The following is a 21285-nucleotide window of genomic DNA, read 5'->3' on the forward strand; positions in this document are numbered from 1 at the left end:
GACTAATGACTAATGACTAATGACTAATGACTAATGACTAATGACTAATGACTAATGACTAATGACTAATGACTAATATGATACTTTCGCTTCCAGATTCTGAGGCTACGCGCAAGTTTGGTGTTGCGTTAGGTCGATCGCTCCCCCCCGGCACTGTAATCTTATTACAAGGAGATTTAGGTGCAGGCAAAACTACCTTGGTTCAAGGTATCGCTGAAGGTTTAGGAATCTCGGACTCGATTGAGAGTCCTACTTTTACGCTGATTAACGAGTATTTTGGAGGGAGAATTCCGCTGTATCATCTAGATTTGTATCGACTAGAACCCGAAGAAGCCGAGGCTTTGCACTTAGAAAGTTATTGGGACGGATTAGAAAGGGATTTGGGAATTGTGGCGATCGAATGGGCGGAAAGATTGCAGTACAAACCAGAAAATTATTGGCAAATTTATTTGACTTATCTAGATAACGGGCGGCAAATTGAAGTAATTGGTAATGGCGAGTTATTGGATTGGCAATTGGAAATTTGAGAAAAGGCGATTTAATTTAGATGTTGCACCATTCTCACTTAGCCTTCTCTGAACAGGCTTTTCGGCCTGTTCCCCAAGAAAATTCACTCTTTGTGGAACAGGCAGAAAAGCCTGTTAAGAGAGAATGGTGTAACATCTCAGCGCGTACTTACTGCGGACGGTTGACACGAATCAATTTGCCTCTCAAACTTTCTTCACCAGCAATAGCATCATTGATGCGTGTTGCCAACCTTTCTAGATTTTTATCGTCTGTACACACTATAATACCAGCATGGTTGGGTTGTTGAGCGTGCAAGCGAATGAAATGCCGACGATTTTGCGTCATAACCGCCCGATCGTTATTGACAGCAAAAGCTAATACTTCGGGGTCATCATCTCCGGCATTTCCTGCCTCTTGAATAGTCAGGGCATCGTGACCGAAATTTCGCAGCAATGCCACAACAGGAAACGGGAACTGTTCATCTGCATAGAGACGTGCCATAAATTATACTTCCTGCATCATTGCTGCTGCTTCTTCTCGGAGTGCTGTTTCAATTTCTTCGGAGTTAGCCTCAGCATAAGTCCAGACATTTACTAAGTTGGCAGCATTCAACTGGGGATAAAATTGTAGAAGTTCAGCATCACTTGAACCTTGACGGCGCAAACTCACGAACAGCCAAACGGGAAGTCTAGTTTTGGCAATGCAAGCATCGCCGCCACACAGGTCGGGAGTTTTGGTAATTCCTGGCCAGCTATTGTTTAAACTTTGGGTTAAAAGCCGGATGGCTTCAGCTTTCTCAGTAGGAGTTAAGGCCAGGAGTTGTGTTTCTAGTTCTTGGAGAAGCATGGGTAAAATCGCCTTTGCGAGCGGGAATACCCAATTATAACACTTGAGTTAAATTCATGCTTACTGAGCGTCAAATGTCAATGCTTCTCCCCTCACATTCGTATCCAATTTACCATCCTCAAAAACAACTTTTCCTCCCACAACCGTGACCACAGGCCATCCAGTTAAATTCCATCCTTCAAAGGAACTCCAGCCGCACTTGCTCGCCATCTCTGCGCCCACCACCGGGCGGTATTTCTCCAAATCAACTAATACCAAATCGGCGTCAAAACCCGGTGCAATTTGCCCTTTTTTCGGAATCTTATAAGCCTTAGCAACTGCCGCCGACATCCAATGAGAAACTTGCGCCACTGTACATCTTCCTTCTACTGCTTGGGTCAGCATCAAAGGCAAAGAAGTTTCGACACCGGGCATTCCCGACGGCGTATTCGGATAATCTTGAGCTTTTTCTGCTAATGTATGCGGCGCGTGGTCGGTGGCGATAAAATCAATTACGCCGTCTAGTAAAGCTTGCCAAAGTATTTCGTTATCGCGGGGTTCGCGCAAAGGCGGATTCATCTGAGCTAAACTGCCAATTTTTTGATAGGCGCTGGTATTTAACAACAAATGCTGCGGCGTTACTTCTGCCGTTACCCAACTCGGTTTTTCCTGGCGCAACAACTCAGCTTCATCCCCAGTTGAAAGGTGCAGAATGTGCAGTCGGCGCTGATATTTGTTAGAAAGTTTTAAGGCTAGCTGAGTTGCTAACAAAGCTGCTTGATTGTCTTGAATTTGGGAGTGAATCGCGACATCGGAAATCCCGGCAAATTCCTGACGCCTCTGGTTGATTCTAGCTTGGTCTTCTGCGTGCACTGCAATTAGCCGATCGCCCTTAGCAAAAATCGCCTCTAAAGTTGCTTCTCCATCCACCAACAACTGCCCGTGCATCGAACCCATAAACACCTTAATTCCCGGAGTCGGATTGGCATTCAACAAATCCGGCAAATTCTCCGGCGTTGCACCAATAAAAAAGCCGTAATTCACCAAACACTTCTCGGCAGCGCGACTTAGTTTATCATCTAAGGCAGCTTGGGTTGTGGTCAAAGGTCGCGTATTCGGCATTTCCAGAAACGATGTCACGCCGCCTTTAGCGCAAGCACAGCTAGCGGTAAATAAGTCTTCCTTGTGTTCTAAACCCGGTTCCCGGAAGTGTACCTGGGGATCAATTACTCCGGGTAACAGAGTTAAGCCTTTGGCATCTATTTCTCGATCGCCAGATTCGACAATTTCCGCAGCAACTTGGACAATTTTGCCATCGCATATTTGTACATCTCCTACCAAAAACTCACCATTGGGCAAAAGAATGCGAGCGCGACGGATTAACAAACTTGATTGGGTAGTCATAAGATATCCTTAATTCAGTAAACAGCGTGCTAGCATGGAAGCATTATTAAGTTTATAATTCGTATCCAGCTCAGTCACTACAATACCCTATGACTCGTCTAGACAAGTCAGCCGACGAAAAACCTCCGCAAGACACTGAAAATCCTTGGATCGAAGGAATTAAGACGATCGGCTTAGCAGCATTCTTAGCCTTTGGTATCCGCACCCTGGTTGCCGAAGCTCGCTACATTCCCACCGGCTCGATGCTCCCAACCCTACAAATTAACGATCGATTAATTATAGATAAGGTAAGCTATCGATTCCAAGAGCCCCAGCGAGGAGATATTATCGTATTTATGCCTCCTGACCAGGCTAGTTTGTGCACGGGACAGCCACCACCGATCAAAGATGCCTATATCAAGCGAGTGATCGGACTTCCAGGGGACACTGTGGAAGTCAGAGAGGGAAAAGTTTTTATTAACAAGCAGCCGCTACAGGAAAAATATATTGAAGAAATTCCACAGTATCCCTACGGGCCTGTAGTTGTAGCCCCAAATTCTTACTTGGTGCTCGGCGACAACCGCAACGCAAGCTGTGACAGTCATTACTGGGGCTTTGTACCCAAGCAAAATATCATCGGTAGGGCAATTGTGCGTTTTTGGCCACTCAACCGCACAGGTTCGATCGATCCCACGCCCATTTATCCCGCTAAAAATTAGCTCTAACGGAACCAAGAAGACCAATTCAATAATAGCAATGATTTGGGTGATTAAGAAGATCCTAATCGTCTTATCGTTTGCTATACAAAACGCTAACGATATTAGATCCCCAACTTCTTCAAGAAGCCGGGGATTTAAGCTGACTGGCTGGATCAATTCTAAATTCTAAAATCTAAAACCTCAAATCGCCTGACGTTTCGCGATCGAGAACTTTCACAACTTTGTTATACATATCCTCAGCTTCTTGCTGCGAATTGCCAATACTCGTCACTCCCAATTTGCCAAACTCCGACAAACAACCCATTAAATGAAACACACTGCCCGTCTCAGTACCGCTGTCAAAGTGCAGTTGATTGTCAGCAATAATATCCATCAAATCGTTCGGTAATAATCCCCGATAGCGCTCTTTTTTCAAATTGTCCGAAGCAACATAATATTTTGGACGGCCCTGCAGGCTGTAAAATAATCCTGTCGAACGTTCGTACCGACCATTGGTTAACAGCTTCAGCGCCATAAAAGGATGAGTTGTCCCTCCTTTACGTAAGTTAATTTCTATTGCTTGAATATCCCATTTCCCATCGGATTGCTTTACAGCGAGAAAATCTACTCCAAATCTCTCTAAAGCCCCTTTTTTAGCTAAGTTTTGCCCGACTTTCCATCCCAATTCTTGCAACGCCAGCCGGTAAGATTCGTCCGCAGGAAATCGGCAACCTAAGAAAATTTGGCCGTCTGGGCCTCCTAAAATCTGGTCGTGGGTTGAGAGAATTTCTACTTCGCCACTGGGGACAATTCTGCCTTGAACACTAGGCGAGAACTTTTCTTCTCCTTCGATAAATGCTTCGGCAATAGCCCCTAATTCTGGAATGCGGCTGCTAAAATTTTCCCAGGTTTCGCCCGTTGCTTGAAAGCGCAAATTATGGAAGTGATCGCCAATTGCCTTCGCTCTTTCTGTAGGTGCTTTACTCGCCAGGGAACGCAGATCGAGAATTGCATTTCCTTCCCCCGAAAAACCTTCATTTAACTTAATTACGATCCGCTGCAAATGTGGCTGCCGTTCCCACAACTTGGCTGCAGCTTCTGCTAAATCTTCCGCATTCCAAACCAACTCGGAACCGTCAGGATAAGGCACGCCACATTCTTTAAAAATTTGCCGGCTACCGCTTTTGGTTCCCCAGTATAACAGATCGGGATCGCTGGCCCACAAAGGAATCCCCAATTGAACAGATAACTCGCGTTCTAAGGGCGTCGAGTTGTAACAAACCATATAAGATTTTGTCGGCCGCACTGCTTGACGAATGCGCTCCATTAAGCGGGGACGATCTAAAATTTTATGGGTGAGGGATTTGGCAGAAGCATCGTAAGCACTGAATAGCACAAGCCGATCGCGCGCGTGAGAAAAAGGAATTCCCGGCAGCAATTGCAGGTAATAATCCACAATCATCGGGTGCAAGGGCTCGGAGGTAATGTAAATTAAGCGCGTGCGGGGATTTCGCAGGCGAATCAATGAAAATAAATGCCGCTCTTCGTAATGGTAAGCACCCTCAACTTTCTGCATTTCTTGCTGATCTAAGCTGACAGAAGGAATGATAATAATGTCACAATCTCCGCCGTCGAATTCTTCTATCGCTCGCCAACGTTCCCGTAATTGTGCCTGAAGATTGCGAAACTTCTGCGCGGATTCGGAAGATGAATTATTTAACTCTTGCATTGTGTTTAATCCTAAGTATTCAAATAATTATTGCTGATGATGATGTCGGGTGTGTCAGCCCGAATAGTTGAGACAACTCACACAGTTTTTTTCTAACGCACCTTACCGGGAATATTGACAAAAATGCCCAAATAGTGATTTAAGGTGCGTCAGTCGAAATATTTGAGGCAATTAAAACAGTTTTTTCTGCCCCCGGCCAAAAACCGATACCCTGCCACGTACTCCTATCGTGAAGAGCCAAAAATTTTAGACCAAAGTTTAATCTCCCAGATTCATCTGTGGAATAAATCTAAAATCTAAAATCTAAAATCTAAAATCCACTGACGTACACTATCGGGACGATCGTCCATTTCTGTCAATCTGCTCTAAGAAGCTCGCCGCGCTCGAAAAAGTCTGGCAGATTCCAATATCGGCTCTAAGCGGCGTTGATTTTGCTTGAGTGCCGAGATCAATTTTTCCGAAGGGCGGAACACCAGGGGAGCCGAATATTTGTTCAGCATCTCGATTTCTGGCGACTGGCTCATCAGCATCAGCCGCACGTCTTTGTCGAGCAAATAACTCAGAGACAGCAAATCTCCCATGTTCGTAAAATCGTTGCCGCGATCGCTAATTACAATTGTATCTTTAATCGATCGATTAGCTATCGCCTCTTTGTTAATAATTTTCGCAACTTCAGCATTAAAATAGCTCAAGTCTTTGCTCCACCAAGTATCAGAAAAAGCGCTAACCGTACAGGATGCTATACTTGCTGTAAAAACCAGGGCTAAAATGACTTGCCAAAACCGCTGCTGAGTTTTCAGGTAACAGGCGAGCAAGTAAGCAACTGCTAGCTGCACTCCCGGAAAGCAGGAAATCAGATACCGGCTGACGGCCGAACGTTGGCCGCCTAGGATTAGATCCGGTAAAGCCAAAAGCAAAAAAGGTACAAAAATTGATGTTACAATAAACACCCAAGTTGAGATGCTAGTCCGGCGGCATATTTGGTAAATGGCTACCGCAATTAACAGCAAAAAAGGCAATCTCAGCAGATAAATCCAGATATTTTTAGAGCTCGATTCGATGTCAAAAAATAAAGCTGTAAAGCTGAGCAGCCACATTCTGAGAATATACAGCCAGCCAGGAGACACTCGCGTCCAAGCTGCCCTAGCTGATGCTCGATCCAGGTTGGTCGCCATGACGTAGATCCACGGACTATACAATACTAAACCTGCTGTTATTGCTAAAAAAAATTTAGAAGTAGTTAAGTTACCTCGCAATTCTCTTTTGTTGACAAACAGCCAGTAAGAAATGATAAAAACTCCGTGTCCGATGAGTGTTAAACCGAAGAAAGGGTGAGTGTAGAAACCAATCGCGACCGCCAGCGAGTAACACGCCCAATTTTGCCAAGCCCGCAACCGCACTGCTCTCAGCAGCAGCCAACTGCTGCCAATAACTGCGACGGTCAGCAAACTGTACTGCCTTGCTGTCTGAGCCAACAAGATGTCAATGGGAGATAAAGCCAACAGTGCTGTTGCTAATAACGCTGCCAAATTCGAGGCGAAAAGTTCCTGAGCTAAAGCATACATCAAAGGTAACGACAGCAAACTCAATAGTGCAGGCAAACTGCGGGATGCTGTTAGAGAACTGCCAAATTGTTGCATCCAAACACGAGCCATCAGAAAGTACAAAGGCGGATGTTTCGGGTCTAGTGCTAAAGAACGAATTGTGTCTGCTGCTGTACTTCCCGGTTTGATCCGCTGGTATTTCTGCAATTCGGGTGCGGGAAAAATCCGGTTTTGGAAGAGTTCGTAGTGAATTTCTTCCGAGGTGAAACCAGCGGCGCGGATTGATGTGTAAGCTTCGTCGTGCCAGTAAACTTTGCGATCGATCTCAAAAAACCGAAATCCGATACCTAGTAAGATGCCGATCGCCAATAAGCTGATTAGCCACCGGGAATTTTTGGTATTAACAGATGTGTCTTGATGTGTTGTAGATTCCATGCTTGTCCTACCTAATTGTGGCGCTCGTCCGAGAGGAACTGTAGATCATCCTAGACCTCACTCCGAGAGCGATCGATACCCCGTACATACCCCAACAGACGATCATTCTACCCTCTGCCGGATGCCCAATACATCTACATCAGTGCCTTCTGAAAGCTGGCTCAGGCTGAACCACCCCCAAAATCAAGAATCTTCAGCCAGATCCTCCCAGAACCTCCAGACCCCAAAAATAACTGCTAACATACGTGTTGTACAGTTAATCAACAAGCTCCGCAAGGGGCCTACCCGCGTACCGCAAATGGCAAAAAAAGAAGCGTCTATAAAAACTTCCACTGAAAACTCAGAAAAGCAAAAAGCTCTAACTTCCGTACTCTCCCAAATCGAGCGCAGCTTTGGCAAAGGGGCGATCGTCCGATTGGGAGACTCCACTCGCATGAGGGTAGAAACCATTCCCACCGGAGCCCTGACACTGGACATTGCTTTGGGCGGCGGTTTGCCAAAAGGTCGAGTTATTGAAATTTACGGCCCGGAAAGTTCCGGTAAAACAACTCTAGCCCTCCACGCGATCGCCGAAGTCCAAAAATCCGGCGGTATCGCAGCCTTCGTCGATGCCGAACACGCCCTCGATCCCACCTACGCCTCAGCTTTAGGCGTGGATATTGAAAATCTCTTAGTTTCCCAGCCGGATACCGGCGAAATGGCCCTAGAAATAGTCGATCAACTCGTGCGTTCCGTCGCCGTCGATATCGTAGTAATTGACTCCGTAGCCGCCCTCGTCCCCCGCGCCGAAATCGAAGGCGACATGGGCGACTCCCACATGGGTTTGCAAGCGCGTTTGATGAGCCAAGCTTTGCGGAAAATCACCGGCAACATCGGCAAATCAGGCTGTACCGTCATCTTCCTCAACCAATTGCGGCAGAAAATCGGCATAACTTACGGCAACCCGGAAACAACAACCGGCGGTAACGCACTCAAGTTCTACGCCAGCGTGCGGCTTGACATTCGCCGCATTCAAAGCTTGAAAAAAGGTACAGAAGAATACGGCAACCGCACGAAAGTTAAAGTTGCTAAAAATAAAGTTGCTCCGCCTTTCCGTATTGCCGAATTTGACATTGTATTTGGCAAAGGCATTTCTACTTTAGGCTGTCTGACTGACTTGGCCGACGAAATGGGAGTAATTCTGAAAAAAGGTTCTTGGTATAGCTACAACGGAGAGAACATAGCTCAAGGACGAGACAAAGTGATCCAGCACATGGAGAAAAACATCGATTTCAAAAATGAAATTGAGGAGCTAGTTAAAAAGAAACTTGAGACTGGTGCTGTGGTTTCTGCTAATTCTGTCGCTCCTGTTGAGGTAGATGATGTAGATGATGTAGATGATGTAGATAATGTAGATGATGTAGATGAGGTAGAAGATTTGGACGAAGAAATCTAAGTTTTTTAGTCCTCAATTATTACTCCTTTACTGGTTGTTTACTCGTGTTATACCAATTTTTTATGAGGTTGCATAGAATCCGATCCCCCCTAGCCAAGAGGGCGGGCACTCTTAGCACCGCCCCTACAAGGGGGGGACAAGATTCTTCTCAAAGTCAACCCCTACTCCCCAACAATCAGGGGGATTTAGGGGGATCGAGATATGTGCAACTTCACATTAAATTGGTATTACTCGTTACTTTCACAAAGAACGAAAGTAACGCTCAACAGCGACAAGCGAGCCTCGAATTTAATTTTCGCTCGGCTTCGGCTCGCTTGTCGCTTAAATGGGTTAAGAAGCACAGCCCGTAAACCAGTAAACCAGTAATATCAATTCCGGCTGCACCGGAATGATATAAACCAGTAACAGAGCCATAGAACCAGTAAATTGACCGACATGATATGAGATCGGGATTGCCGAATATATTGCGGATTGGTATACTTGTACAGTAAGTAGTACAAATGTCAAGTACATGAATATTGTTTCTTTTAGCGAAGCGAGAAATAACCTCAAGGCTGTTTTAGACAGAGTAGTGGAAGATAGGGACTATACCATCATCACTAGACGGGATGCGGAGGATGCCGTGGTGATGTCGCTAGAGTTCTTTAATAGTTTGCTGGAAACAGTTCATTTACTCAAATCTCCCACCAATGCTGCCCATTTGGAGCGTTCTATCGCTCAGTTTAAGCAGGGGAAAGTGGTGGAGCGACATTTGTTGGATGACTAGAAAGTTAGCATGGACGGATGAGGCTTGGGGCGATTATTTATATTGGCAACGGCAAGACAAGAAAACGTTAAAACGAATTAACAAGCTAATTGAGGCAACAATCCGATTGCCGTTTGAGGGGGCTCGGAAAGCCAGAACCACTGAGGGAGAATCTGGCTGGTTTTTGATCGAGGCGAATTGATGATACGAATCGATTAGTTTATGGTATGGATGACGAGGATCTAACGATTATCTCTAGTCGATACCACTATTCTGATTGACATCCTCCTTGGCAGGCTGTAGCTATGGTGCGACGTTTTTGTTTAACAGGAAAGTCGGCGATTCTTTGAGCAGTTTAATTTTAATGTTATGACCAGGAATTTCTTGATGCTACCCGCCACGTGATTTATCCGTGGAATCAATCCCAAATCTCAAATCGAAGATCCTCAAGCCCCCGCATTTATCCGTGAGGTCGCCTCTAAAATCTAAAATCTAAAATCTAAAATCGATTGACGCAATACGCTTGGGTTAGTGCTAAAAAAACCGATCGTGCGTAGGTTGGGCCCGTGGAACGAACCCTCCGTTTCACTCCGCCCAACATTTTCGCTACAATTTTCCTTAACTGAATCGTATTGACTTATAAACAGGTTTATTCTTGAGCAAATCCTGTGGAAAAGAACCTGAATTATGAAAGGGATAAGCATATCGACGGTCTACATAACCCGTGCCTGGTAAAAACATTCCGTCCCCATCATATTCAATAACTTCCTGAACCATAAACCACGTAAAGTGATGCTCTATTCCAACAGAATTGTTTTCAAAATACTCCTTGTAAACTGGATTCATGTCTTTTGGTAAGCCGCGTGGCTCTGACAGCGGAACTGGGAGCATCTCATATTTGTAAAAATACTTCTCCTGGCTCCTTCCTTCTGCCTATTGCCTCAAAACTCCAATTTCAAGCTGGGCTGCTTTCATTGAGATGCTCCCTATTTACGAACACTTATTCAGGCATAGAAACTGGCTGAACGTATTGAGAATTAGCGCGCACATAACAGCCTTGTCTTGTCAGCAACCAGGGTTTACCGTTCGCCATCGTAATCGCATTTGCTCCCCTGAGTTCAGCAGCAATTGTATCTCTATCCGCGCGGTAAACTTGTTGAATTGCTCCGTTTGCGGTCTTGCGGCAGTTGAGTTGTCCATCTCGCGAGGTGACTCGCCAAGCAGGCCAAGTTACAAAACCATTTGTTGGACTCGACCAAGTATTAGCATTGCTAGAAGTATAGTCGCCACTTGCATTAGGACGCGGTAAAGCTTCGACTAAATTTACTTTAAATGTCTGGCCAATAGAAGGACAATTTTCTCCGGCTTTCACCTTCCAAGTAACTTCGGCTCCCAATTGGCTGCTTCTTCCAACTTGACGCCTGACAATGGCAATATCTCCAGAACAAACAATTTTTATACCAGGGCCAGTCGCACTGTCTTTGAAAGTTCCATTGTAATAGTAAGAGCCTGCTGCTCCTTCGGAACGGGTAATTTGAATATTGCCCAAAAATTCCCGATTGCCTACTTTGGTTAAGTAAAAACCGCTGCGATTGTTTCCTTTTTCTGACAAGTTTAAAGTAGTTTTACCGTTAGGATTAACATAAGTGGTAGCGCTAGCAGCAGCGCACCAAATCAATGACACAACTCCTGTGGATAACAAAATGGAAAGTTTTTTCATAGTAACACCTTGTATGAATCTCTACTTTATTTGTAGCTGTTGGTGAACATATTTGACCAGTCGCTCAAATGAGTGACACTCATTTGAGCGGCATTCTAACGACGGGCAATCGCCCATGATGACCACTACAAATTCGGCAACCACGGGGGATTGGCACTACTGCGTAATTCCTAAACATCAACTCTGGATAACTTCACCTTACTTCATCTCCCTTCTACTCTCTTCACTTGTATGCACCTGCATCACGAGGCCTGCAAGCTTCAACTTCTGACTCATTGCAGGTTCTAATAATTAGCAGCAGAATAAATTTATATACGTAAGTAAGGGAGTTCCAATCACCGCTAAATACTGTGGATTTTACGGCTACTCCCCGGTGGGTCAAGTTGCGATTACAAACACTCGGGCGATTTTTACAGGTAGCAGATTTCAAATCTAAGAATGCTTGTAAAGAAATGTAAAAGCTCCTGATCGCCGATTGGTTTGACAGAAAGTACGATTTCTAAGCTGAGTCCGTAAAAAAATTCGTCTTGATTCATCGCAAAAATGAACTTCACAAACACAAATTAAGTTTGCCAGAGAGTTAAATCATTGTTCGAGGGAGAATAAATCATGGCTGACGGTCAATTAGAAGTTATATTAAAGATTGCTCAAACAATTAATCCTCAAATTGAGAGCGATCGACACTTTGAAATAGACTTGGCAAAATTGCGCCAACTGCCAGCAGGAACATTAGGGTGCTCAGTGGCGCGATTTCTAGACGAACAAGGCTTTGAGCCGATCGCATCGGGAGACTGGATTCAGCGAAACCACGGCGTTTAACCGGTTCTGACCGGTCTATCGGCTTCAACAGAAGATGAATTTATACTTCAAGCGTTTACTCGCGCTCAAGTATTTCGTCCTTCTTGTGCGATTTTAGTGTTAGTTGGACTGATCGGCTGCCAATGCGCGATCGGACAAATTATCAAAGGCTTAAAACATGGAAAATTAGCCACTCGGTTAATTAATTGGGACGTTGCATCTGATTGGGAAACTCCTTTATCTGAAGTTCGAAAGAAACTCGGAATTCTACCCTTAATTGATTAGATTTTAACTCATTACCTCATTGCAAAAGTATGCAAAGCACAAGTTACAAACCGGAAATTAGCCTGAGTCCACGGGAAAGAGCGATCGCGCAATTAGTAGCCCAAGGCCTGCCAAACAAATGTATTGCCAAAAATTTAAATATCAGTCACTGGACGGTTGCTACTTACGTGAGGCGGATTTTTATCAAACTCGGTGTTTGTTCCAGAACAGCGATGATTGCACTGCTGATCCAAGAAAATTTGCTCTGGGACTAATAAATAAGTAGGGTGCGTCAGATATTAGGAACGGGCATCTTGCCCGTTCTTATGTGCAAGCGTTAATTTTTTTCTATGCCAAAGCCAAAGAAGGAGAAGAATTTCTCAGAAAACTCAGCAATTCTCGATTCACCGTCTGCGGCGCTTCCTGCTGAATCCAGTGACCGCAGTGAGGAACTAATTTCAACTTAAACGGAGCCGTAATTAATCTGTCTAAACCTTCTACAAGTTTGTGGCTCAAAAACGCATCTTCTTCTCCCCAAAGTACCAAAGTAGGCACTGTCACAGGTTCTAATTTCTGCCCCAAATTCCAAAGCCTCTGCGGATGAAACATCTGCCGATAATAATTGATAGCGGCGGCTAATACTCCCGGCTTTTCTAAAGCAGTCTGATAAATCTTAGTTTCCTCAGCGCTAAAAGCTCCTTTGCGAACAGCTTGTCCTTGGAAAACATTGTGAACAAAATCTTTCAAGTTTTGCCGGATCAACCATTCGGGAATGCCGGGAACCTGAAACGCCAAAACGTACCAACTGCGGCGGATTTGATCTAAATTGCTCGCCATTTCCTGCACGAATCGCTGCGGGTGCGGAGCGTTTAAAATTGCCAAGCGGTTGAGTTGTTCGGGGAATTTTTGAGCTAAGTGCCACGCAATCGCCCCTCCCCAATCATGACCTACAACGTGAGCTTTTGTATAACCGAGGCTCGAAATCAAACCGCGAATATCCGCGCTCAGCGTATCTAAATCATAGCCGCTTTCCGGCTTGTCGGAATCGTTGTAGCCCCGCAAATCCGGCACTACCACCTTGAAATGACGCGCTAAAGCAGGGATTTGATGACGCCAAGAGTACCAAAACTCTGGAAACCCATGCAGGAGGAGAACGAGCTCGCCTTCTCCTTGAGAAACGCAGTGCAGGCGGATGTTGTTGGTTTCGACAAAGATGTGTTGCTGTTCGGAATCTAAAGAATTCATAGTGGGAAAGTTAGACTTATTTTCGGTCAGTACAGAACCCGCCGACTGGTAGCAGGCTAAAACGTCCCAATGGTGTTAATTTTTCTACTTTTATTGTAGCTGCTTTTCGATCCCCGCCGCTGCAATCTAATTAAACTTAAAACTTGTAAGGTTTTGGGGTGTCCTGTGTTTTAGGTGTAACTACTGAGTTCAAGTTTATCACCTTAAATGTATTGTTTTAACAGCGGCGGAGGCGATTCAATAATAGCACAATTTCGTCCGTTGCCGATCGCATTTTTGCAGTCGATAGGTCAGATTGATTGACGATAATGCTAAACACCAGCGGCTCGTAATTCGGAACTTCGATATATCCCGACAGCGCCGAAACTCCGCTCATAGTTCCTGTTTTTGCTTGCAAAATTACGCGGTTTGGGGTAATATTAAAGCGATTTTTCAAAGTGCCGCTCTCGCCCGCGATCGGCAGTGACTGGCGGTAAATAGATGCAGCAGGTGAATTGGCCATAAATCTCAAAGTTTGCACCAAGGCTTCTGGACTAATTAAATTGTGCCGAGACAAGCCGGAACCGTCGGCTAATATGTAGCTGTTTGGATTTACTCCTAATTGAGTTAAAACTGTTTTTAGCTCTTTCAAACCGCTTTCACCTGTATCCTCTTGTGGCACAGGCATCTTGTCTGTAACTTTTCCCAGCAATCTCAATAAAACTTCTGCATAAAGATTGTTGCTTTCTCGATTAGTTTCTCTCACCAATTCCGCCATCGCTGGCGATTCAACGGTTGCTAATTCTTGATTTAAATTGCGAGAAGCCGATGCAACTAAACTCTGTTTAACAGGAATTCCCTCAGTCGCCAGGGCTTGTTGAAAATACTGCAAAAAATTATTAGCGGGGTTGACAACGGCGACATAAGCTGATTCAGGTTCGCCACCAACTTTCAACTGTCCACTAACTCGAATTATAGGTCGATCGAACTCCCGACCAACTTCAATAAACTCAGATTCGTTTTGAGCGACGGTAACAGTATTGTTCTGAAGTTGCCACTGATTTGCCAGCTTTGCTTCGACAAAAGTAACTTTCAGAGGTTGCCCCAGAGCCTGCGGGGACAAGAGAAGGTCGATCGCGTTTTGATTGAAAATTAAACTGTTAATCGGTGCTCCGTAGCCAGCTTGCGCGTCTTCCCATTCCCAATTCGGATTGACTGCACTGCCTTGAAAATAGCTGTCATCGCCAATCAACTGGTTAACTTGACTGATTCCCCGCTGCTTCAACTGCTGCGCCAAAGATTTCAACTGAGCCTCAGCAATGCTCGGATCTCCCCTGCCGGCCACGTACAAACTGCCATTTTCGCCGCTGTAAACCGATGTCTTAATCCGAAAATCTGCACCGAGTTTCTGTAAAGCAGCGGCTGTGGTTAGCAGCTTGGCATTTGATGCAGGAATAAAATATTTTTGGGCGTCGCGGCTGTAGAGAGTAGCAGTAGAAGATAGAGGTTGAATCAAAATGCCCCAGCGCGATCGGCTAAATTCGGGACGGTTGGCGATCGCATCTACTTGCGCCCCCAATTCCCCAGGACAAATATCCCCAGCAACCGCCGACGTTTGAGCAGCAACCGCCGACGGACGCCCCAGAATTAGGATTAACAAACTCAGCGCAATTCCTTTGATTTTCAAAGTGCCAGTTCCTTAACAATAACTATTAAAATTAGATGCGCCAGAGCTTGGAAGTTTCACCGAATTAAGTCCATACTAATAATAATAACGCGCATGAATTCTCGGATTGAACAGCGGCTCTACAGGTTTTCCCCCTTTGAGGTGTTCTTCCACAATTAACAGTACATCACTCGGTTTAACTCGACAATACCAAATTTCGTCCGGGGTAACTCGTACAGTCGGGCCAGTGGTGCACTGTCCCTGACAACTACAGGCCTCCACTTTCACCCCTGCAACTTGTTGAGCTTCAAAAGCAGCTAGCACTGCTGCTGAACCATTTTTCAGGCAAGATTGATACTGGCAAACCAATACACAGCGCGTTTCTGGTTGGGAGTCTGGTTTTCGGGCTGGAGATTCGGGCATTGGTAAGGATTTATCCGCTCTTTAAGATATCTTAACAATCTTGTCAGGTCGATCGCTCGCCGGAAAGAGGCAAACGGCAGAATTTTATAGTGCGATCGAAAAAAACAGCAAAATTCTGGCATTCAAACTTTTTCCTTCTTTACTACCTTCTAACGAATCCCTTCGGCAGAGCTGCCTTTCTTCAGTCTGTGTCACGCTTTCCCTATATGATCGATAAGGAGAGATAACTCAATCAACCGCTAATCATGCCAAAAACAGTAGCCGATGTAATGAGCCGCGAGCCGATTTTGGCGCGACCCGAAATGCCCTTGAACGAAGCGATTAAAATTTTAGCCGAACGACGCATTAGCGGTCTTCCCGTCGTAGATGAGAATGACTTGTTGGTAGGAGTCATCTCCGAAACCGACTTGATGTGGCGGGAAACCGGCGTAACTCCGCCCGCTTATATCATGGTGCTCGACAGCGTAATTTATTTGGAAAATCCCTCTCGTTACGAGCGAGAACTCCACAAGGCTTTAGGACAAACAGTAGGAGAAGCCATGAGTACAGAGCCAGTTACCATCGGGCCCGACAAATCTGTCCAAGAAGCTGCCAAACTGATGCACGATCGCAGTATCCATCGATTGCCGGTGCTTGATACTGCGGGCAAAGTAATCGGCATCCTCACTAGGGGAGATATTATCCGATCGATGGCGGCGGAGTCTTAAATTAACTGTTGCAGTTCCAGGACTGTATCAGAAAATGAGTCGTGAAGCGAAGCTATCCCGTAGGGAATCGCTCCTTAAATCTCGTTCGCTTTTGGCAATTACCAATTACCAAATCTAAAATCTAAAATCTAAAATCTAAAATCCGATGAGCATTACCCCTGAGTCTGTCGAACAATTGCTGAATTCCGAGGATTTTGGCGAAAGGCTGCGAGCAGTCAACCAACTGCGGCAACTAGAACCCGCGATAGCCTATAAACTGATTCAAATTGCGATCGGCGACAACAACGTCCGGGTTCGCTACGCAGCAGTCAGCCAATTATCAACCCTCGGCACGCAGAATCTGCCGAACGCTTTAGAGGTACTGCGAAACTGCTTGAACAACGACCCCGAACCCGACGTGCAAGCAGCAGCAGCCGATGCTTTGGGCGCATTGAAATTAACCGATGCTTTAGAAGATTTGCAGCAAGTTTACAGCAGTACCTCTGAATGGCTGGTGCAACTGAGCATCGTTGCGGCTTTGGGAGAAATGGGAGATCCGAAAGCTTTTCCGATGTTAGAAAATGCCCTGACTTCTGAAAACGAATTGATCCAAACCATTGCCATCAGCGCATTAGGTGAATTGGGAGATAAACGCGCACTGCCGCTGCTGCTTCCCTACGCTTCCAATGCAGATTGGCAGATCCGTTACAGAGTCGCCCAAGCTTTGGGGCGGTTGGGCGGTGCAGAAGCACAGACAGCTTTGGAAATTCTCGCCAAAGATGAGGTTGAGCAAGTTGCTCAGGAGGCTAGAGGCGGACAAGAAAATAGTTTGAAATCTTGAGATTGCTTTGGCGATCGCGAACAACCCTGCGCGGCTGTGAATTTTGAATTAATTTAGAATTTTTTGTGAGGATTCTACTAAAAACTCTGTTCGCGAGCGCACACAGAATTCAGAAACCCGGTTTCTTCCTATATTTGTCGTTCCTCTCTGCAAAAATCGTAGAAACCGGGTTTCTAGCCAGCCAGCAGGCTGGGTGCGCCGCCTAAACCATACTAATCAGGAAAAATCTAAAATCTAAAATCTAAAATCTAAAATTGTATTGATGCCAGGGCCGATCGCAAATTCTTTTGAAACTCTCCTTAAAGTCGATCATACTCTTCCCGATCCCAACCAGAGCCGGGACCTTGACATCCCCACTTTGACAACAGCTATAATCAAAATAGATAAAGCAGCGGCAGGGATTAATACAATTATTGAATTGTGTCCAGCCAGCTAGCGATCGGGGAAACTATCGTTAAGACGGTAAGCCATCTACCAGCAAAACCAAGTCTTAAAACTGTTGATCATCCCCATGCTTGAACAACTACAAAATTCAGGTTCTCAGTCCTCGGACATTTTAACAGGAGAGCGATCGGCCTCTCAAGTAGCACCAAGCCCAACCACTCAAAACTTTATTAATAGAGTTTTAGAACTTACCAACATCGAACGCGGCAAATTGAGTTTCTCCCCGCTAACCTTAAATACTCAGTTACTAAATGCGGCGGCAAATCACAGCCAAAACATGGCACTGCAAGACTTCTTTTCCCATACCGGAAAAGATGGTTCGTCATTAGGAAGTCGGATTTCTGCAACGGGCTATCAATTCTCAGCGGCGGCAGAAAACATTGCTGCGGGTTCTTCTACACCCGAACAAGTTGTATCATCGTGGATGAACAGCAGCGGCCACCGGACTAATATTCTTAACCCGAATCTCAAAGAAATTGGGATTGGTTACTATTTCTTAGCCGACGATACTGGCACAGAAAATTGGAATCACTATTGGACGCAAGTTTTTGCGACTTCTCTTGACGGTAGTGTCAATCCCGCACCCACACCGACACCTACTCCCACACCAAACACTATATCTATTACTTCGCCAATACCCAATGCTACAGGGGACGGCAGCGCGACACAAGCACCCAAAAATACAGCCAGTGGCGGCAATTATTTCCTATCAGATAGTGCCGATACTCAAATACCAACAAATGCTGCGGGCTTGCCAATTTTTGCCCTTTCCGGCAAAGACAATATCACGGGGGGAGAAGGTGCTGATAGCATTAATGGGATGCAAGGTGCGGATACAATTAATGGCGCAGGAGGGAATGACAGCTTATCCGGCGGCAAAGAATCCGATTTAATTGATGGCGGTGTTGGCAATGATTTTATCAGCGGCAACAATGATAACGATCGACTAATCGGAGGAGACGGTAACAATACTATCCGTGGCGGCAAAGAAGATGATGTCTTGATTGGCGGTAACGGCGAAGATTTGTTGGCGGGCGATCGCCGTCAAGATATGCTGACGGGCGGCGCTGGAAATGATACGTTTATCTTAGCAGGAGGTTTGTCTGCTACGCCTACTTTAATTAGTGCAGATGTGATTACCGATTTTGGGGCTGGGGATAAAATTGGTTTGACTGACGGTATCGGATTTCCAAATTTGACTTTGGAATCTGTGAGTTTGCAGTTAGATGGAGGGGCAAGCATCGCTTCTACGGCGATTAAGTCTGGCAGTAATTATTTGGGCATCGTGCAAGGTGTAAGTCAAAGTCAGCTTACATCTTCTGTTTTTGTCAACGCCTAAAAAACATCATATCCAGATTCCCGACTCCTCCAAGAAGTCGGGAATATAAAAACAAGAGCGCTTTACGTTGAATTTGGAGAGGATAATCAAGGGGGCTATTTTGATAAATTGATTATTATAGTAATAATATCAAGTATTGCTACAAACTGCATGATTACTAAGAGGGATAACTATGAAAAAAGTAGCCGTGTTTGGCAACACTGGAGGCGGTAAATCAACTCTCAGCAAGAGATTATCAGAAATCACTGGTTTGCCACTTTACGCCTTGGATAAGATTAAATATCAATCTGGGGGCGCTGAGGTTCCAAATGAAGAATATAAGCGTACCCATGAGAAAATTTTGGCTACTGACCGATGGATTATAGACGGTTTTGGTTGTATGGAAACCGTCTGGCTTCGACTCAACGAGGCAGATAGTCTGGTTTTTGTCGATCTGCCCTTATACGTGCATTTCTGGTGGGTGACTAAACGGCTGATTACAGGTAGCTTTAGGCTACCAGAAGGCTGGCCGGAAAAGAGCCCCATCTTGAAGAGTTCAATTAATAGTTACCGCGTTCTTTGGTTGTGTCACAAGTATTTGACTCCCAGATATCGCGAGTATGTCGATCGCGCCCAAAATACCAAAAGTGTTTATCACATCAGATCCACTGAAGAGATTTCACAATTTTTTGCATCGATATCGCAAATGACAGTTGACTGTTGACAGTTGGCAGTTGGCAGTTGTTAATGACTAATGACTGCTGACTGCTGACTGCTGACTACTGACTAATGACCAATCGATGCTACTGCCGATCGCAAATTCCCTTGAAACTCGCCCAAAATGCGATCGCACTCTTCCTTCTCCAAATTAGTCCAGTGCATCATCAAAGCTAACTTAACCGACTTGCCACTTTTTTCGAGCAAAAAACCCGCCTCATCCCGGTTTAAATCAGTCAAATCCTGCAACATCCGCACAGCCCGATCGCGCAATTTCTTATTAGTAACCGCCACGTCAACCATCCGATTGCCGTAAACCTTGCCCAGCTTCACCATTACCCCAGTCGAAAGGATATTTAAAGCCATTTTTGTTACTGTACCGGCTTTCAAGCGCGTCGATCCCGCCACTACCTCCGGGCCAACCAACAACCGAATATCAACATCAGCCTCAAAATTCACTTGTTCGACGGGTACGCAGGCCATAAACACAGTTTTCGCCCCCCGCTGGCGTGCCGCCTGCAAAGCGCCCGCCACAAAAGGCGTCGTACCCCCAGCCGTAATCCCGACAACTACATCTAAGTTGGTAATGTGACGGTGGGCGATCGCCTCGGCCCCATCCTCAGCCCGATCCTCCAAATCCTCCGAACTCCGCACCAAAGCCCCCGCACCCCCGGCAATTATGCCCTGTACGAGTTCTGGCGGCGTGCAGAAGGTGGGGGGACACTCGGCGGCATCCAGCACCCCCAAACGCCCGGAAGTACCCGCACCGACGTAAAACAGGCGACCTCCTTGACGTAGAGACTCGGCTGCAATGTCGATCGCATGGGCTAACTGTTCGCGGGCACGGGCGATCGCGCTTAAGGTTTGGGCGTCTTCCCGGTTGAACAAGTCCACTAATTCGATCGAACTGAGTTGGTCTAAATTCTCGCTGTTGGTATTCACCTGTTCAGTCAGCAGATGGCCCCGTTCTTCTAAATTTTTCATGTTTTTTGATGAGTCATTAGTCATTGGTCATTAGTCACCAGTCATTAGTCAACAGTCAACAGTCAACAGTCAACAGTCATTAGTCAACAGTCATTAGGTGTACAAAATAGGGTACGCATTGCCAGCCCTCTGGTGAGCTTGGTGAAGTCGTGACTCAAAGGCTCGAAATTTGCGCTTGCGGGCGATCGGCTAAATCTACTTCCGAGAGAGAGGCAATTACCCATTACCCATTAGCCATTACCAATAACTGCTGACTAATGACCAATAACTGCTGACTAATGACTAATGACTATTACAAAAGTCCTTCGAGTCGGCGGCGAATAGAATCCAGTTCGTTTTGGGAAACCTCAGAATCCGGATCGGGATCTGGTTTGGACTCCGGCTGCCACTGAGTCTGTGTTACATTGTCTTCTGGCGGGATCGCCAGCGCGCCCGCGGGCACAAGTTCCCAATCATAATCAACACTGTTGCAGAACTCCTTAATTTCCTCATCGTCGATCGCCTCGACAGCGGGTTCGGGAAAATCCTGAGCTTCCAACATCACGCCAAAGCGGGTGGCGTCGTCTTCTGACTCAAACATCAGAACTTTATTGCGATCGCCGAGTTGAATGGTATGAATTCCCTCATTCTCGGTGCGGGCATTGAAGAGTAAGACGAACACTCGCATAAGTTTTAAAGACCTTCTTAACCACCGTTTTTTTATCTTAGGAGCGATCGTGCGATTTTAGATTTTAGATTTTAGATTTTAGATTGACTGTCGGTTTTAGGTGGTGTTGCGTGTTTTGATTAAGTTCGCTAAAGGTTTCTGGAGTCTACCCTGGAGGGGGACGTGTTTAGATTTTAGATTTTAGATTTTAGATTGACCACCGAGCCTGCACTAGCGGGATCGAGAGGATTTA

General features: G+C 45.7%; 24 protein-coding genes. 12 read left to right on the top strand and 12 right to left on the bottom strand.

The features are described 5' to 3' along the window. The first annotated feature begins 77 nt into the window (after positions 1–77). A complete protein-coding gene (gene tsaE / locus QUB24_RS14780; RefSeq protein WP_333153989.1) occupies positions 78–527 on the top strand; it encodes a tRNA (adenosine(37)-N6)-threonylcarbamoyltransferase complex ATPase subunit type 1 TsaE in 450 nt (149 codons plus the stop codon). A 148-nt stretch (positions 528–675) separates the two neighbouring features. Here the strand turns inward: tsaE and QUB24_RS14785 are convergent, their stop codons facing one another. From QUB24_RS14785 to QUB24_RS14795, 3 genes are read right to left on the bottom strand one after another with little or no spacing between them, the layout of a single operon-like run. Beyond that, positions 676–1008 carry a DUF5615 family PIN-like protein gene (locus QUB24_RS14785; RefSeq protein ID WP_333153906.1) on the bottom strand — a complete coding sequence of 111 codons (333 nt, stop codon included), beginning with the start codon at positions 1006–1008 and terminating at the stop codon, positions 676–678. Between the two features lie 3 nt (positions 1009–1011). Continuing rightward, positions 1012–1353 (bottom strand): DUF433 domain-containing protein, encoded by a 342-nt coding sequence (locus QUB24_RS14790; protein WP_333153907.1) that lies wholly within the window; start codon positions 1351–1353, stop codon positions 1012–1014. A gap of 60 nt (positions 1354–1413) precedes the next feature. Further along, the gene (locus QUB24_RS14795) at positions 1414–2736 is read right to left on the bottom strand and encodes a dihydroorotase (RefSeq protein ID WP_333153908.1); all 1323 of its coding nucleotides are present in this window, start codon (positions 2734–2736) and stop codon (positions 1414–1416) included. An 89-nt stretch (positions 2737–2825) separates the two neighbouring features. Between QUB24_RS14795 and lepB the strand changes: the two genes are divergently transcribed. After that, positions 2826–3434 carry a signal peptidase I gene (gene lepB / locus QUB24_RS14800; protein ID WP_333153909.1) on the top strand — a complete coding sequence of 203 codons (609 nt, stop codon included), beginning with the start codon at positions 2826–2828 and terminating at the stop codon, positions 3432–3434. A gap of 172 nt (positions 3435–3606) precedes the next feature. Here the strand turns inward: lepB and QUB24_RS14805 are convergent, their stop codons facing one another. Beyond that, positions 3607–5142 carry a peptide ligase PGM1-related protein gene (locus QUB24_RS14805; protein WP_333153910.1) on the bottom strand — a complete coding sequence of 512 codons (1536 nt, stop codon included), beginning with the start codon at positions 5140–5142 and terminating at the stop codon, positions 3607–3609. 365 nt (positions 5143–5507) lie between these two features. Beyond that, positions 5508–7121 (bottom strand): glycosyltransferase family 39 protein, encoded by a 1614-nt coding sequence (locus QUB24_RS14810; protein ID WP_333153911.1) that lies wholly within the window; start codon positions 7119–7121, stop codon positions 5508–5510. Between the two features lie 298 nt (positions 7122–7419). On the opposite strand from QUB24_RS14810, the gene recA reads away from it, so the two are divergent. The 4 genes from recA to QUB24_RS14830 all read left to right on the top strand — a co-directional run bounded on the left by recA (position 7420) and on the right by QUB24_RS14830 (position 9582). Further along, a complete protein-coding gene (recA, locus tag QUB24_RS14815; protein ID WP_333153912.1) occupies positions 7420–8556 on the top strand; it encodes a recombinase RecA in 1137 nt (378 codons plus the stop codon). 511 nt (positions 8557–9067) lie between these two features. Next, the gene (locus QUB24_RS14820; protein ID WP_333153913.1) at positions 9068–9322 is read left to right on the top strand and encodes a type II toxin-antitoxin system prevent-host-death family antitoxin; all 255 of its coding nucleotides are present in this window, start codon (positions 9068–9070) and stop codon (positions 9320–9322) included. Then, entirely contained in the window at positions 9315–9503 is a 189-nt protein-coding gene (locus QUB24_RS14825; protein WP_333153914.1) for a type II toxin-antitoxin system YoeB family toxin, read from the top strand. The genes QUB24_RS14820 and QUB24_RS14825 overlap by 8 nt, the downstream gene beginning before the upstream one ends. Before the next feature lie 25 nt (positions 9504–9528). Next, positions 9529–9582, top strand: a complete 54-nt coding sequence (locus QUB24_RS14830) for a hypothetical protein (RefSeq protein ID WP_333153990.1) — start codon at positions 9529–9531, stop codon at positions 9580–9582. A 337-nt stretch (positions 9583–9919) separates the two neighbouring features. On the opposite strand, the gene QUB24_RS14835 is transcribed toward QUB24_RS14830, so the two are convergent. Together QUB24_RS14835 and QUB24_RS14840 are read right to left on the bottom strand one after the other, a co-directional pair. After that, a complete protein-coding gene (locus QUB24_RS14835; protein ID WP_333153915.1) occupies positions 9920–10192 on the bottom strand; it encodes a hypothetical protein in 273 nt (90 codons plus the stop codon). Between the two features lie 109 nt (positions 10193–10301). Then, positions 10302–11021, bottom strand: a complete 720-nt coding sequence (locus tag QUB24_RS14840; RefSeq protein WP_333153916.1) for a hypothetical protein — start codon at positions 11019–11021, stop codon at positions 10302–10304. Between the two features lie 609 nt (positions 11022–11630). On the opposite strand from QUB24_RS14840, the gene QUB24_RS14845 reads away from it, so the two are divergent. Beyond that, positions 11631–11840, top strand: coding sequence for a hypothetical protein (locus tag QUB24_RS14845; protein ID WP_333153917.1), 210 nt, complete (start codon positions 11631–11633; stop codon positions 11838–11840). A 293-nt stretch (positions 11841–12133) separates the two neighbouring features. Further along, entirely contained in the window at positions 12134–12358 is a 225-nt protein-coding gene (locus tag QUB24_RS14850; RefSeq protein ID WP_083888111.1) for a response regulator transcription factor, read from the top strand. Positions 12359–12431: 73 nt separating this feature from the next. On the opposite strand, the gene QUB24_RS14855 is transcribed toward QUB24_RS14850, so the two are convergent. The 3 genes from QUB24_RS14855 to QUB24_RS14865 form a co-directional block, all read right to left on the bottom strand. Further along, positions 12432–13328, bottom strand: a complete 897-nt coding sequence (locus QUB24_RS14855; RefSeq protein WP_333153918.1) for an alpha/beta hydrolase — start codon at positions 13326–13328, stop codon at positions 12432–12434. 217 nt (positions 13329–13545) lie between these two features. After that, positions 13546–14988, bottom strand: a complete 1443-nt coding sequence (gene dacB, locus QUB24_RS14860; RefSeq protein WP_445300411.1) for a D-alanyl-D-alanine carboxypeptidase/D-alanyl-D-alanine endopeptidase — start codon at positions 14986–14988, stop codon at positions 13546–13548. An 81-nt stretch (positions 14989–15069) separates the two neighbouring features. Further along, positions 15070–15396 (bottom strand): (2Fe-2S) ferredoxin domain-containing protein, encoded by a 327-nt coding sequence (locus QUB24_RS14865; protein ID WP_333153920.1) that lies wholly within the window; start codon positions 15394–15396, stop codon positions 15070–15072. A 245-nt stretch (positions 15397–15641) separates the two neighbouring features. Between QUB24_RS14865 and QUB24_RS14870 the strand changes: the two genes are divergently transcribed. The 4 genes from QUB24_RS14870 (at position 15642) to QUB24_RS14885 (ending at position 19409) form a co-directional block, all read left to right on the top strand. Continuing rightward, positions 15642–16103: a CBS domain-containing protein gene (locus QUB24_RS14870; protein WP_333153921.1), complete on the top strand. Its 462-nt coding sequence runs from the start codon at positions 15642–15644 to the stop codon at positions 16101–16103. 145 nt (positions 16104–16248) lie between these two features. Next, positions 16249–16923, top strand: coding sequence for a phycobilisome degradation protein NblB (nblB, locus tag QUB24_RS14875; protein ID WP_333153922.1), 675 nt, complete (start codon positions 16249–16251; stop codon positions 16921–16923). A gap of 511 nt (positions 16924–17434) precedes the next feature. Then, positions 17435–18706, top strand: coding sequence for a CAP domain-containing protein (locus tag QUB24_RS14880; RefSeq protein ID WP_333153923.1), 1272 nt, complete (start codon positions 17435–17437; stop codon positions 18704–18706). Positions 18707–18878: 172 nt separating this feature from the next. Continuing rightward, positions 18879–19409, top strand: a complete 531-nt coding sequence (locus tag QUB24_RS14885; RefSeq protein WP_333153924.1) for an adenylate kinase — start codon at positions 18879–18881, stop codon at positions 19407–19409. A 62-nt stretch (positions 19410–19471) separates the two neighbouring features. On the opposite strand, the gene murQ is transcribed toward QUB24_RS14885, so the two are convergent. Both murQ and QUB24_RS14895 read right to left on the bottom strand, forming a co-directional pair. Continuing rightward, entirely contained in the window at positions 19472–20386 is a 915-nt protein-coding gene (gene murQ, locus QUB24_RS14890; protein WP_333153991.1) for an N-acetylmuramic acid 6-phosphate etherase, read from the bottom strand. A gap of 292 nt (positions 20387–20678) precedes the next feature. After that, positions 20679–21053 carry a DUF3110 domain-containing protein gene (locus QUB24_RS14895; protein ID WP_333153925.1) on the bottom strand — a complete coding sequence of 125 codons (375 nt, stop codon included), beginning with the start codon at positions 21051–21053 and terminating at the stop codon, positions 20679–20681. Positions 21054–21285 lie beyond the last annotated feature (232 nt).

Source organism: Microcoleus sp. B9-D4, from assembly GCF_036705105.1.
GTDB lineage: Bacteria > Cyanobacteriota > Cyanobacteriia > Cyanobacteriales > Microcoleaceae > Microcoleus.

Excerpts from the sequence above, each read along its gene's own strand:
- QUB24_RS14825 (WP_333153914.1), top strand. The coding sequence starts at position 9,315 with ATGACTAGAAAGTTAGCATGGACGGATGAGGCTTGGGGCGATTATTTA.
- QUB24_RS14810 (WP_333153911.1), bottom strand. The coding sequence starts at position 7,121 with ATGGAATCTACAACACATCAAGACACATCTGTTAATACCAAAAATTCC.
- QUB24_RS14865 (WP_333153920.1), bottom strand. The coding sequence starts at position 15,396 with ATGCCCGAATCTCCAGCCCGAAAACCAGACTCCCAACCAGAAACGCGC.
- QUB24_RS14850 (WP_083888111.1), top strand. The coding sequence starts at position 12,134 with ATGCAAAGCACAAGTTACAAACCGGAAATTAGCCTGAGTCCACGGGAA.
- QUB24_RS14855 (WP_333153918.1), bottom strand. The coding sequence starts at position 13,328 with ATGAATTCTTTAGATTCCGAACAGCAACACATCTTTGTCGAAACCAAC.
- QUB24_RS14835 (WP_333153915.1), bottom strand. The coding sequence starts at position 10,192 with ATGCTCCCAGTTCCGCTGTCAGAGCCACGCGGCTTACCAAAAGACATG.
- recA (WP_333153912.1), top strand. The coding sequence starts at position 7,420 with ATGGCAAAAAAAGAAGCGTCTATAAAAACTTCCACTGAAAACTCAGAA.
- QUB24_RS14840 (WP_333153916.1), bottom strand. The coding sequence starts at position 11,021 with ATGAAAAAACTTTCCATTTTGTTATCCACAGGAGTTGTGTCATTGATT.
- QUB24_RS14805 (WP_333153910.1), bottom strand. The coding sequence starts at position 5,142 with ATGCAAGAGTTAAATAATTCATCTTCCGAATCCGCGCAGAAGTTTCGC.
- QUB24_RS14895 (WP_333153925.1), bottom strand. The coding sequence starts at position 21,053 with ATGCGAGTGTTCGTCTTACTCTTCAATGCCCGCACCGAGAATGAGGGA.
- QUB24_RS14845 (WP_333153917.1), top strand. The coding sequence starts at position 11,631 with ATGGCTGACGGTCAATTAGAAGTTATATTAAAGATTGCTCAAACAATT.
- murQ (WP_333153991.1), bottom strand. The coding sequence starts at position 20,386 with ATGAAAAATTTAGAAGAACGGGGCCATCTGCTGACTGAACAGGTGAAT.
- QUB24_RS14820 (WP_333153913.1), top strand. The coding sequence starts at position 9,068 with ATGAATATTGTTTCTTTTAGCGAAGCGAGAAATAACCTCAAGGCTGTT.
- QUB24_RS14885 (WP_333153924.1), top strand. The coding sequence starts at position 18,879 with ATGAAAAAAGTAGCCGTGTTTGGCAACACTGGAGGCGGTAAATCAACT.
- QUB24_RS14880 (WP_333153923.1), top strand. The coding sequence starts at position 17,435 with ATGCTTGAACAACTACAAAATTCAGGTTCTCAGTCCTCGGACATTTTA.
- QUB24_RS14785 (WP_333153906.1), bottom strand. The coding sequence starts at position 1,008 with ATGGCACGTCTCTATGCAGATGAACAGTTCCCGTTTCCTGTTGTGGCA.
- QUB24_RS14870 (WP_333153921.1), top strand. The coding sequence starts at position 15,642 with ATGCCAAAAACAGTAGCCGATGTAATGAGCCGCGAGCCGATTTTGGCG.
- tsaE (WP_333153989.1), top strand. The coding sequence starts at position 78 with ATGATACTTTCGCTTCCAGATTCTGAGGCTACGCGCAAGTTTGGTGTT.
- QUB24_RS14790 (WP_333153907.1), bottom strand. The coding sequence starts at position 1,353 with ATGCTTCTCCAAGAACTAGAAACACAACTCCTGGCCTTAACTCCTACT.
- QUB24_RS14795 (WP_333153908.1), bottom strand. The coding sequence starts at position 2,736 with ATGACTACCCAATCAAGTTTGTTAATCCGTCGCGCTCGCATTCTTTTG.
- lepB (WP_333153909.1), top strand. The coding sequence starts at position 2,826 with ATGACTCGTCTAGACAAGTCAGCCGACGAAAAACCTCCGCAAGACACT.
- nblB (WP_333153922.1), top strand. The coding sequence starts at position 16,249 with ATGAGCATTACCCCTGAGTCTGTCGAACAATTGCTGAATTCCGAGGAT.